Source organism: Ruegeria sp. AA3, from assembly GCF_056542905.1.
The window spans coordinates 396,130-408,815 of sequence record NZ_JBQGAQ010000002.1; the positions used below are offsets into that span (position 1 = coordinate 396,130).

Genomic DNA, 12,686 nt, shown 5'->3' on the forward strand with positions numbered 1-12,686 from the left:
TACTGATGACCTTGACGCCAATCGAGCTGCTGAAGGCGAATGCGCCGACAACCCGCCCTGTTGTAGCGCTGAGCGAAGGAGCAGACCCGCGGATAGTAGCAGGGGCGCTGGCGGCACATAGTGCGGGTGTCGCCGATATCATTCTGGTCGGACCAAAAATAGAGGTTGAAGCCGCATTGCACGCCGAGGGCGCATCAGCAGGCGACGGTATCTCGATCCACGACCCGGCCCAATCTTCCCTGACTGAGGCTTTTGCAGCCGAATATTATAACTTACGAAAACACAAGGGTGTTGACGAAGCCAAGGCGCGGCAGGCGGCGGAAACGCCATTGGTCTATGCGGCGATGCTGGTGAGACTCGGACACGCAACAGGCACAGTGGGAGGAGCGGTACATACAACTGGCGATGTTGTCAGAACCGCAATTCAGGTCATTGGCATGAAACCTGGCGCTGGAATGGTGTCATCCTTTTTTCTGATGTACCCGCCCGAAAACGCACAACCCGGTGCACGTGCGATGCTGTATTCTGACTGCGGATTAGTAATAGACCCGAATTCGGAAGAATTGGCGAGTATTGCTGCTGCATCGGCGGTTTCCGCGCGTGCCTTGCTGCGGGAAGAACCAAAAATCGCGATGCTGAGCTTTTCAACCAAGGGCAGCGCACGCCACCCGTCGGTCGACAAAGTAGTCAACGCAACAGAAATACTCCGCGCGAAACATCCGGAATTGAACGTTGATGGAGAATTGCAATTTGACGCCGCATTTGTTCCATCGATCGGCGAACGTAAATCGCCAGGATCGACAGTTGCCGGACAGGCAAACATCAAGATTTTCCCAAATCTGGATGCCGGGAATATTGGCTATAAGATGACCCAGCGTTTAGGCGGTTATCTGGCAATTGGACCGGTTCTTCAGGGCCTAGCTAAACCAGCCAACGACCTCTCGCGGGGCTGTAGTGCAGAGGATGTGACACAGATTATCGCTGTGACCATCCTTCAGGCGCTTGAATCCTAAAATCAGGCACCTGGCCTTCAGTTTTGACAGGCTAGCGACCCATTCAAGACACTTGATGGGTCTGTCTGAATGGTTTCCGCCAATGCGTCTCTCCCTCACCTACCTGAAAATGAAACATCGGGAGACGATCTCTTTCGTGTCGCATTTTGCACGCTGGAAATCTGATACATCTGAAACCTTGGGGTCAGCACCGTGGTGTATAGTTCGGCGGCGCTGGAGACTGCGGTGTAAGCACCATTTCTTGATGATCGCCCGAGCCGGTCAATTCATTTGGAGTCCGCTATTGCAACCCCGTTCCAGTCTGCCGGTGGTGGCGACACCAGATAGGTGTTTGAGCGCTCTATCATAATAGCTGAAGCCTGATCACCGCCCCGGCCTCGTTCTGCAGCTTCGAAAGCCCGGATCGCCGCTTCGAAACGGAGGTTTCGGTAGTGCTCAAGTCCTTCTTCGTAAGCTTTTATCCATGAATGCGATCCCGCAGAACTGTCGGCCATTTCGATTAACTCATAAATCACCAGACCACCTGTTCGACCATAAACTGCCAATGTGTCGAGCTCGCGTACCACAATTGAATCACCTGCAGCACGGCGCGTTTCCGGGCCGATCAGAACCGAAGTTCCATAAATCTTGTTGGCACCTTCCAGACGGCTGGCAATATTAACAGCGTCGCCTATCGCTGTATAATTCAATCGCTCTTCTGAACCGATATTCCCGACCAGCGCATCGCCTGTATTTAGTCCCACACGTATGCTCAGGGGGCGCCCCTCATTATCTTTGATACCTGTTGCGGCAACGGATTCGACAAGATCCAAAGACGCCCTGCAGGCATGTTCGGCGTGATCGGCGTCGGCACGCGGGGCACCCCAGAAGGCCATGACAGCATCACCCATAAACTTATCAATCGTCCCATCATGTCGGGCGATAGCGGACGATGCAGCGCTGAAGAACGGCGCCATTAACTGAACAATTTCGGGGCCAAGCTTTTCCGAAAGCCCTGTAAAACCAGCCACATCACAAAACAGAACTGAAATTCGCTTTAGGTCTCCGCCCGGCTGCGTTTTGATCCCCTCTGCAACCAACATCCGAACAAGATCAGTTGGTACATATTTGCGAAAGGCCGATAGGCCTGCCGCCATATTCGCGGTTGCCGCTGAAAGATTCGAAAGTTCGCGAAGCTTTGAGGGTCTGCGGGTGATCTTTTCAGTATCAAATCTTTCAACACGGCTCAGGTCTTCGACGATGCGTGCCAAAGGATTTGCGACAACCGTTCGGACAAGCCAAATTGCCAGCGCCGTAGCCACGACGACAACTCCGACCAGAATATAGAGCAAGTTCACCAGTGTCTGATTGATTCCGGATAAGAAAGCAGACTCGGGAATAACCGTCGCCACGCGCCACCCATAAAACCCCAACGGTGTCAGAGCCACTGCATAGGGCACACCATCGTTCACAATCCTAGTTGTAGAGTTCATGGACGCGCGCGAAATCGAATTCCCCAGCAGTTGCTGCCCGGACTTCTTGGCAACTTCGTAAAGCTGACCTTCACCCATCCGGGCAGGTGTGATCTCATCCGCCTCGGGATCAGGAACTGCGATCACTTTCCCGTCAGCATCAAGAATAAATGCAGCGCCAAATTCACCAGGTCGCAGTGTGCCCAGAAAACGCGACAGCCTGTCAGTTTCGATGACAACAGCCAGAACACCCTGACGCTTGCGATTTACGTCGACGGGGCCTGCAAACGCATAAACCGTCTTATGACCCCCGGGCAGATCACGGGCTTCGATCCAGTCGGCAGTGCCCCGGCCTATGAAATTCCGATACCAAGCGTGATCACGCGGATCAAAGGTTGTCGCCGAGAAAGCCCGTTCTTCGAACTGAATATCACCCGGAATAAAAATGTATCGGTCGGTCCGCAGCATTCCATCTCGGATTTCGCTGTCGATCTCGATCATCTCAAGCCCACCATCCCCTAAGCGATGAGCGGCAAAGTAATTCCCGTCCGGCCAACCAAACATGATCCACGAAATGTTTGGTTGCGCCTGCAGTTGCGACAGAAAGACAAACTCGCGTTTGTCGGCCTGTCGCGTGGCGATGACGTCCTGAACAAAGATGGTTCGCACGGCTGCCCAGGCCGCCTCGGCAGATCTCAGCGTCAGACCAACTTCAATCCGAACAGTATTTGCGATCTGACTATTGATCTCAGCCGCCAGCATTCGGCTGTTCTCGCGTGCAGTCGTCCACCAAAGCGAATGCACCAGAAAAGTTGACACGCCAATCGAAAACGCAACCAGCAGAGTCACCGCGATCCCTACACTGATGCGCATGTCTGCTCCAACACGGTACATCGTCGGGAAAATGCAATTTCACTGCGCGATTCGACCATATGATTCCTCATGCCCCTGCCCGACATGCCCAATCTACCCAGATTGACCACTAAACAGCCTGACCATTTGACGCGCCGTGCCAAATGGCCTCTTTCTCGGTGAATGATCGCACACAAACTGGTAGCAGCGTAATCAATTCACATTGAACGAACCTGCGCTTTAGAATTCGAAGGCCCAACGACTTCTACCCGGTCACGGTACAAATGAAAATCAGTCGCACTAATACCAGGTTCAATGTTCAAGCCCCCTGTGTGATAGGAACTGAACTTCGATATTTCAATCGTTGCAAAACGACCCGTTCTCGGCAGTTGTCACAATCAGACAGTAAGAAAATTGGCCAGACCCACCGAGGGAGGTCCGACCGCCGTAAGTTCTCGATATCGCCTACTACGCCACTTCAAGCGCGTCGGTATTGATAGCGAAACGAGCGGTTGCTGGATCGGACATGTAACGCACTTCCAACTCGTCGAGACGACCGGTCAGTTCGTTCACACAATCGATGATGTACTGAACTTTCGCGTCATCCATCAGGTAACTGAAATTCAGACGTACCCAACCCGGTTTAAGCAACTCTTTTCCATCCCGCAGATCGCTGAATAGCTGTTCGGATTCAGGTTGTCCTATTTCCAGAAGCCGATGCGCATACGGACCTGCGCAGGCACATCCACCTCGTACCTGAATACCATAAACGTCGCTTAGCATTCGGGTAAAAAGCTGGTGGTGGAAACGCGATCCATCAGCACGGCTCACCCGAAATGAAAAGATTGGCAATCGATGCGGATGATCAACGCCCAACAGGGTCAGTTGCGGATTTTTTGACCACGCCTTCAATGCCATTTCGTTCATCTCTGCTTCGCGTGCAGAGATGAAGGCCTGACCAATTTCGTCTTTGACGATAAAGGCCAGCGCGGCGCGAATATCACCAATAACATTGGGGGTGCCTGCCTCTTCACGGGCTGCGATATCGGACGAGTACCGATGATCCCACGGCGACACGAAGGTTACTGTCCCTCCTCCCGGCCACGATGGGATATCCAGACAAACAGTGTCATCGCGCACTATCAATACCCCGCTGCCTCCAGGCCCCCCCGGAAACTTGTGTGGTGAAACAACGACTGCGTCTTTTTGGCAATCATCGGCCGGGTTTATATCAATCGGCAGATAGGGACCAGCTCCTGCGTAGTCCCAGACCGACAATGCACCATGGGACTTGAGTAAGCGCGTGACCTCATCGGTCGGAGTGACAATACCCGTGACATTGGACGCTGCCGAAAAACTGCCGATTTTGACGTCAGCGTCAGCATGATCCTTCAATGCCGCTTCAAGCAGCGCCAGATCAGGGCCACCTTCTGCGGCTTCGGGGATTTCCACTACTTCAGCTTTTGATTCACGCCATGGCAGCAGATTGGAATGGTGCTCGTAAGGACCAATAAAAACAACAGCCTTGGCAGCGTCGTTGATACCAAACAGCGCGACAAGCCGGTTAAGGCCTGCAGTAGCACCAGAACCGGTAAATATCGTGCTGCACCCTGCAGCATTGGTAAGACGCGAGATTTCTGCCCGGGCTTCGGCGCGCAGACGGGTCATAAAGGAACCGCAGAACGATGCTTCGGTATGGCTGTTGGCATAATAGGGCAGCACGGAATCTCGGATATAGTCCTCAACCTGAGCAAGAGCCCGTCCGGAGGCAACATAATCTGCGTAAACGAGTGATACATCGCCAAACAGGCCCGGGATGCTTGCCCCGTCACCAATTACGCCTTCGCGCAAGTTGCGAACAAGGTTATCGGATTTTAGAGAACTACGAAAATCTGCAAGCGACATGTGAATACTCCTTTGATGAGTATTTTATATGCAAAGATAGAAAATTATGACCCAAAGTTATCACCATTGGCATATTAATCGATAATTATGAACGAATAATAGGGTCGTTATTGGGTTAATTTGCCAACTCTAATTTTCTGCCACACCGTTATCGAGGCGCTCGTTTAGCGCCACCTCCGCATTTGTCAAACTCAACGGAGAAAAACCGGCAGTGAAGTCGGGCCACGAAAAGCAAAACCCCTGAACCTCTACTTCCCGCGAGGGATCGGCCTGCATATTCGGAAAACACCGGAAGAAATACGGCAGCAGCGCATCGCTTACCAGACGACGATACAGATCGCCCCCCATACACCGATGCGGACCCAACCCAAAGGTCTGGTTTGCACTAAGCGGGCGATGAATATTGAACAGATGAGGGTCCTGCCAGTAGTCTTCATCATGATTGGCCGAGCCCTGCACAACCATGATTGTTTCACCTTTGGGCAACGTTACTCCGCGTAGGGCAATTTCACTGGCAACTATACGTGGGCTGGCCTGAATAGGGGCAACCCAGCGCAGCCCTTCCTCACATGCCAAGTCCCAACGATCGGATTCTATGCAGTGATTTAGCTGATCCGGATTGCGTAGAAGCCCGTGGATCGTGGTTGAAATCGCATCACGGCTTTCGACCACCGCGCCCCCGATACAGATTTTTAGATTTGTGCGTATCTGACTTAGTGAAAGTGGATTAGGCGCATTGACCATCACTGACAAAACGGAAGGATTGGGGTTTTCGCGATGAAAATCGACCATCCTGTCAAAACACCGGTTCATTTCATCGTTGGCACGATCGCTGAGCGCAAATACGGCCGGGTCAAAACCCGAGTTCATGGCCCCCGTGATCAAGGCATTCGCCCAACTGAAAAGTTGATCCTGACCGTCAGGCTGGATGCCTAAAACGTGTTGCAGGTAGAGCGCCGATAGCGGAGCCGCCAAGGTCTGGCGAAGGTCCGTTCTGGTTTGATCGCGCAAAGCGGATACAGCCAATTCAGTGACTGCTTGGAACCTAGCCCTCCAGGTATCGCAAAAGTGGCGAGCATGAAAGGTTTCCACCATTGCATTTCGCTCGTTCAGATGCGCCAGACCATCTTTACGCATCAACGTATTGCCACCAAACGCACGTTCCATTGCCGTCCTGGAATCGGAGGAATGAAAATGCTGTGTATCCGTTTTGGCCAGATAGGTGTCGTCTGCCTTAGTCAAAACAATCCGGCCGATCGCCTCTATCCGGACCACAGGCGTTTCGCGCCGCAAACGCCGATAGACAGAGGCTGGATCTCTGTCGAGCATTTCAGGGGTCGTGTCGGAATCTACGGGAACTTCGTGCCTCGCAGCAGAGATTTCGGTCATGGCTCTGCTCCTTGTACCCAGAAATTGGCTCGCAGCGGCATTCAGGCGATCAGGCCGCCTGAATGTTGATCTCGACTTCGGTATTCAATGAGTTGCTGACAGTGCAAATAGCTTTGGCCTGCTTCAAGATGCGGGGCGCCATTACCTCATCATCCACCACATCGCCGATGATCGTGATCTCGGCCTTCTCCAACCGACCGGGCAATTCAGGAGACTTGGTGCCTACAATTTTGACTGTGAAAGGATTCAACTGCGATTTACGTTGCGCAGCCGCCCACTCGACTGAGCGTATGATACATGAACCAAGAGAAGCAATCATCGTGTCCACGGGAGTTTCATGCGGCGGATGAGGAGTAATGTCGTCAGTATCCCCATAGGCATAGCTGAGTTGTGCACTTCCATCGAAGAACACAAAGACCGGTCCGAAACTCTTGGGCCTCACTTTCAGAACCATAGGGCTTAGCTCCTTTATCAGAATAGCAGATTTGGCAGGAAAAGCGCCAATGCAGGGAACATCGTCAGCACCAGAATGGCGAACAAATGGATCAACCAGTAAGGCACTGTTGCCGCCGCGACGCGTCCCAAGCTGACTTCATTATTGGTCAGCGCAGTCAGGACAGAAAGATTAAGTCCCACCGGGGGTGTGACCTGTCCAATCTCGATCACGATGGTGATGATTACTCCGATCCAGATCGGGTCAAACCCCAAGCCCGTCAAGAGCGGGAATACCACAGGCAACGTCATGATCATCAGGGACAATCCATCGAAGAAACATCCCAGGATCAGATAAATCAGAACGACGATTAACAGCACGCTGTAGGTTCCCATGCCGCTTTCTGCGACCACCTCGAGAATTTGCTGAGGGACACCCAGGATACTTGTGGATTTAGCCAAAATGGTTGCGCCCAGCACCAGAAAACCAACTGCAGCGAACAACAGAACGGACTGATACACCGCCTCAACCAATTTCCTCCAGGTCAAATCCCCCCAAATCGAAGAGATAATGACTGCCAGCACAACGCCCACACCTGCGGCTTCGGTTGGCGTTGCCAAACCACCCACAATGCTGCCGATCACCGCGAAAATCAGGGCCAGAAGTGGCCAAATCTGTTTGAAGCCTGCTAAAGCTTGCCACAACGATACCGGTTCCTGGTCACGCGGAGCGATCGACGGGTTGCGAGAGCATTTGACGAAGAGATAGGCCATAAACATCAGACCCACTAGGAAACCCGGAATAATGCCTGCGGCAAACAGGCGGCCGATCGAGGTTTCCGTCAATGCGCCGTAAATCAAGAAAGATAGGCTCGGCGGTATCAGCAGCCCCAGCGTGCCTCCGCCAGCCAGACTTCCAACCACGGTGTCTTTGTCATAGCCGCGCTTGGACATTTCGGGATAAGCAACCGATCCGACCGCGGCTGCTGTCGAAAGGCTCGAACCGCTGACGGCTCCAAACAATGTGCAAACCGCAATGTTAGTGTGCAGCAACCCACCTGGAATTCGCCGAAATAGAGGCGAGAATGCGGAATAGGCTTTCTCGCTGATTCCGCTCCGCAGCAACACCTCACCAAGCAAGATGAACATTGGCACCGCGCTGAGTGTGAACGAGTTGAAAACGCTCCAGAGTGCGTCGATTGCAAGCGAGGTCGCGCCGTTTGAGAAAAAGTAAAGGATAATAAGCCCAGTCAGGCCCAATGCGGCACCCAAAGCGACGCCAGTACCGGCGGTGGCGACCAGCACCCCAATCAGAGTAAGCCAAAATGACATTAGCGGGCCTCGTCGGTAAAGCTTTGTTCCATATCTGCTTCTGAATCATCCACTCGGTCTAGAACACCGACCAGACGGGCCACAAAAATGGATAGGGTTAGCGTCAGAGAGATCGGCATTAACGCCATCCAGGGATAGAGCAGAATCCGGGTGGTTTCCGTCTTGAGATTGCGCTTGAAAGCAAACTCGAACCAAGGAATCGTCTCGACGATCAACCAGAGAAAGAAGACTATACCAACCAGCAGCGCGGCTATCTGCACAACGACATGCATCTTGCCTTTTAGCCTGTCGGCCAACAGCGAAACGCGCACATGTTTGGCCCGCAAGGTGACCATCGGCAAACCCAAAAATAACGAGACACTCAATAACAGTCCAACCACTTCCTCGGTGATGTGAAGAGGTGAGTTGGCAAACTTACGCATCAGGACACTGGTTACGATAATGCCAACAATGGCTATCATTCCCAGTGCTGATGCCGCCGCACACGCAAGGGCCAGACGATCCAGCCCCCGCGCGATAAAGTGTTTTAAACTTGTTGCCATCTTTGAATTAGCGGCCCAAAGCGGTCAGAACACGTTCGCGGTAGGCCGGTGCGTTTCCACCAGCTTCTTCCGCCAGCATTTTCCATGTTTCGGTTACCGAGGACACAAAGAGGGCCCGGTCTTCGTCAGAGAAGTCTTCACCCCAGGTCACACCCTCTTCACCAAGTTTTTCACGGGCAGCAAGCTCACGCTCGAAGTCATCTTCATACTGGTTGGTACGGTCCCACAAATCATCTGCTGCTGCAGTGATCGCCGCTTTGGTTGCCTCATCCGTCGCGTCCCACTTATCGGTGGCCACGCCGATTACGTATGGACCGGATGCCATCGGATAAAGGAATGACGCATACTTGGCCACTTCCTGCAACGAGACCGTATGCGCATAGAGCGCCGGGTAAAGGGCACAGTCAACGACCCCGGTCTTGAGCGCCACATACATTTCTTCTTGTGGGATGATCTGCGCGGCAACACCCAGACGGGTGAAGGTTTCGACCTGATCACGCGCCCAGACACGCAACTTCTTTGATTTCAGATCCTCAAGGGTGCGCACGGGCTCATCCCGGCAGAAAACTGAAACCGACAGCATCGGGATTGCGACATAACCCACTGAGGACACACCCCAGTCAGCAAACTCTTCTTCATAGATATCGCGGACTGTCGGGATTGCTTTTTCGAACTCCTCGATCGAGCCGATGGTGCCCTGAACAACTACGGAGCTTAGCGCAGGAGCGTCACGCCCTAAATAGTTGGCCCACATCAGGCTCATTTCCACTGCGCCTTTGGGCAAAAAACGCAAGGTATCCGTGTTTGGCAAACCCAGCGAACCGCCGCTGTAGAGAGTAATCTCAGAGCCTTCCGCGAGCGCGCCGTTCACATCTTCAACGAATTGCTCCAGCTCAGCCGTTTCCGGGCGCGTTTCCGGAAGAAAGTTGTTAAAGCGCCACTCATCGGCCATCGCTGGCGAAATGGCTGCTCCTATACCCGAAATACCGAATGCGGCAGCTTGGATAAGTCTATTCATATCGTGTCCTCCTGATGGAAATGATATCTGCGACCTGGTGAATATTATCACCAAAATATCAACCGATTTCAGATTATCCTGTGTATGTGACCACAAGAATGGGGAAAACTTCGCCTAAAGCTTGCGATCGCCCCTAGTGCGATTCTTCCCAATCGAAAACAATCCAATCATGCACTTACAATTAGTTTGGACCAACCAAATCGGGCTGTTCACGTGAATATCAAAGTTCAAGAGATTTTTAATGGCCGCTGCTCAGCAATTGCTTCCATAGAGAAATAGGAGGTAACCGAGTCAAGCTCTACTTCTGAAATTAAGCGCTGATATACCAGATCATACGAGTTCATATCCTCAGTGATGACCTTTATCATGTAGTCGTAATCGCCCCCGATCCGGAAAAAATCTACGACATCCGGAATTTTCAAAACGGCGCGGCGGAATGCATCAAGCCATTCCGTCGAATGATGGCGCGTTTTCACCATCATGAAGACTACCAAGCCGAGGCCAAGTTTCTCGCGGTTAACGCGCACCGTCGAACCAACGATTACACCGGTCTCGTTCAACCGCTGCAAGCGTCGCCAACAGGCGTTCTGAGACAAGTTGACCTTTTCGGCAAGCTCTCGCTGCGAAAGAGAACTGTTCTTTTGCAATGCCTCAATGATTTTTAAGTCTTTGTCATCCATGTACGCACGCAATTCATTCAATTGACCCACAAAACAACAAAAAACACAGGGATCTCTTACATACAACACAATAGTATTGGGTCTGTCACGATTTCTCTGACCCCACGAAATGAATCGAGCCCTATCAAGTGCCAGACTGACTTCCATAGAGTTGCACGAAGCACCGCGCTTAATAATAGCGATGAATATGTCTGACTATCCGGCTCGGCCAAAGGTAGATGACCTGTCTAGAGCCTATCTTTCCAGAATCTCCCGACAAACCTCGCGTGATCAGTGACGCCTTCTCAAGAGCGTTATTTTAGTACACTACACTGACCTGCATTGGCGAACACGGTTGTTAGTTGCCCGACGAGGTTCTGGGAAAGCAACTCATTGAGCTGTGCATATAGTGTACATCTCAAACGCCTCGGAACATCGTTCGCGACAGGCGTTGACACAATCGTCAAATAACAATCAAGTGTGAAACACTAATACGGTACTGGTCGCTGTTCTCAGACGCGGGATCTGCTGCAAAAGCCGAGCATTTGATCCGCGTTAAGTTGGAGGTCGAATTCTTGTCGCCACGTTGGAGTGTGTCTTTTGGCCAATAAGATAGATGTCTCGGCGTCTTCCATCACATCAACCTCCAATTACTCTCGACAGGTCTATTTCCTTCTAATCTCTTTGTTTTTAGCATTTCAGTTGCTCAAGTTGATATACTTTTTGCCTTCACCCGAGGTTGGTGGAGACGCTGCACGAAAATGGTTTTTGGCCAAGGATTTGTCCGAGGGATCGCTAGAGGTTTTCCGTGCGAATGAACACGCCAGCCATCACTATTTTCGGTGGGGGACCTGGCTATTTCCCCTGGCGCTAGTTTGGTCTTTCGGGGACTCGGTTGCGTTTTATTATCTTTCGACCTTTATCCCTGCGGCACTCGCAGCCAGTATTTTTCTGAACCTCTACTACCGCCACTTCGGTTTGAAGGTGGCTTCCGCTTTGGCAATACTCTGGGCGTTGGATCCTCAGCTCAATCGCGCGTTGTTCCAGCTTCTACCAACCGGGGCAGGCCTTCTTCCATTGGCGTTGATTGCATTAGGCTTCCAGCGTTTCATTGATGAAAAGCTGACCAAACGCGGGTTGGTGCTTTGGCTTTCTCTTTGCCTGTTCTGGCTCTATGGAGCGAAAGAGACGAATATCTTTTTTGCCCCGGGCCTCTTCATCGCGGTCTGGGTTTTGGCCGGACCAAGGTCTGCATTCAAACTCACAGCCATTTGCCTGATATTCTATGTAATCGAGGCCATCGCTCTGAGCGCGCTTCAAGGCCAGATCATGGTCGGAGGCAGACTGCTTGAGCTGTTAGTGGGCGGAAGCAATCACCTGAAGATAATGTTTGAATCCTCATCTCACGTGCAACAGCAAGAAACGCTCTGGGACGCAGGCATCATATCGCGCTGGTATCGGGTTCTGGCTGTGCATGTGCCAGTCTACATCCCTTCAATCTTGGCTTTTGTTGCGATTGTGATCTCGGGATTTGTCTCGCCATTCTCGAATTCGACGGGGCGGGTCGCCTTCGCAATCGCCCTAACGGCGCTTAGTTTTGTCGTATTGACCTCCTTTTTCATAGTGTCATTTGATCCTCTGCGTTTAGGGCAGCCCCTTAGGCCTCGCTATGTTGCGATCTTACTTCCGTTCTCGGCATTTGCCTTGGTCTATGTCGCACGCGAGATGAGAGTCGGCCGTGTTCTGCGCGACTTACGCTTCTTGGTTCTTATCGCGTTGATGTACCTGACCATCGGATACTTCAGTTATCAAAAAGAAATCAGAGCGATGTCGTCCCAGTTAGATGACGAGCGTATATCACTCAATCCACCTGCCAGAGATACTTTGGCGAGTCGGATGGCCTACTTCGAAACATATGGGAGGGAGCTTCCACCCAACTATTGCAACTTAGAAAAACAAGATTTCAAACAGTTGTATTTTGGATTGATGTATGTTCGGAACGACAGCCATGCGCCATCGCAGATAGAAATCGTTGGTGAGTGCACGCAAGCAACGGACCCGAACATGTAGAAAAAACACGCGCAGGCCACTTC

The 12,686-nt window shown here is 52.0% G+C and carries 10 protein-coding genes; 2 read left to right on the plus strand and 8 right to left on the minus strand.

All coding sequences use genetic code 11. From position 1 onward, the window contains the following. The first annotated feature begins 5 nt into the window (after positions 1 to 5). Entirely contained in the window at positions 6 to 1,013 is a 1,008-nt protein-coding gene (gene pta / locus ACR0JR_RS06320; protein WP_480455461.1) for a phosphate acetyltransferase, read from the plus strand. Between the two features lie 266 nt (positions 1,014 to 1,279). Here the strand turns inward: pta and ACR0JR_RS06325 are convergent, their stop codons facing one another. The 8 genes from ACR0JR_RS06325 to ACR0JR_RS06360 all read right to left on the minus strand — a co-directional run bounded on the left by ACR0JR_RS06325 (position 1,280) and on the right by ACR0JR_RS06360 (position 10,614). Continuing rightward, positions 1,280 to 3,337 (minus strand): adenylate/guanylate cyclase domain-containing protein, encoded by a 2,058-nt coding sequence (locus ACR0JR_RS06325; RefSeq protein ID WP_480455462.1) that lies wholly within the window; start codon positions 3,335 to 3,337, stop codon positions 1,280 to 1,282. A gap of 447 nt (positions 3,338 to 3,784) precedes the next feature. Beyond that, positions 3,785 to 5,221 carry an aminotransferase class V-fold PLP-dependent enzyme gene (locus tag ACR0JR_RS06330; RefSeq protein ID WP_480455463.1) on the minus strand — a complete coding sequence of 479 codons (1,437 nt, stop codon included), beginning with the start codon at positions 5,219 to 5,221 and terminating at the stop codon, positions 3,785 to 3,787. Positions 5,222 to 5,350: 129 nt separating this feature from the next. Beyond that, complete coding sequence (locus ACR0JR_RS06335) at positions 5,351 to 6,610, minus strand: cytochrome P450 (RefSeq protein ID WP_480455464.1); 1,260 nt, start codon at positions 6,608 to 6,610, stop codon at positions 5,351 to 5,353. A 49-nt stretch (positions 6,611 to 6,659) separates the two neighbouring features. Further along, entirely contained in the window at positions 6,660 to 7,064 is a 405-nt protein-coding gene (locus ACR0JR_RS06340) for an OsmC family protein (RefSeq protein WP_319544502.1), read from the minus strand. A gap of 17 nt (positions 7,065 to 7,081) precedes the next feature. Then, positions 7,082 to 8,374 (minus strand): TRAP transporter large permease, encoded by a 1,293-nt coding sequence (locus tag ACR0JR_RS06345; protein WP_480455465.1) that lies wholly within the window; start codon positions 8,372 to 8,374, stop codon positions 7,082 to 7,084. Then, the gene (locus tag ACR0JR_RS06350) at positions 8,374 to 8,916 is read right to left on the minus strand and encodes a TRAP transporter small permease (RefSeq protein ID WP_480455466.1); all 543 of its coding nucleotides are present in this window, start codon (positions 8,914 to 8,916) and stop codon (positions 8,374 to 8,376) included. Before ACR0JR_RS06350 ends, ACR0JR_RS06345 begins: the two co-directional genes overlap by 1 nt. 7 nt (positions 8,917 to 8,923) lie before the next feature. Further along, complete coding sequence (gene dctP, locus ACR0JR_RS06355; RefSeq protein WP_170475321.1) at positions 8,924 to 9,934, minus strand: TRAP transporter substrate-binding protein DctP; 1,011 nt, start codon at positions 9,932 to 9,934, stop codon at positions 8,924 to 8,926. A gap of 227 nt (positions 9,935 to 10,161) precedes the next feature. Next, positions 10,162 to 10,614, minus strand: a complete 453-nt coding sequence (locus tag ACR0JR_RS06360) for an Lrp/AsnC family transcriptional regulator (RefSeq protein WP_010441613.1) — start codon at positions 10,612 to 10,614, stop codon at positions 10,162 to 10,164. Positions 10,615 to 11,304: 690 nt separating this feature from the next. Between ACR0JR_RS06360 and ACR0JR_RS06365 the strand changes: the two genes are divergently transcribed. Continuing rightward, on the plus strand, positions 11,305 to 12,663 hold the full coding sequence (locus tag ACR0JR_RS06365) for a hypothetical protein (RefSeq protein WP_480455468.1): 1,359 nt from the start codon (positions 11,305 to 11,307) through the stop codon (positions 12,661 to 12,663). Positions 12,664 to 12,686: the final 23 nt, after the last annotated feature.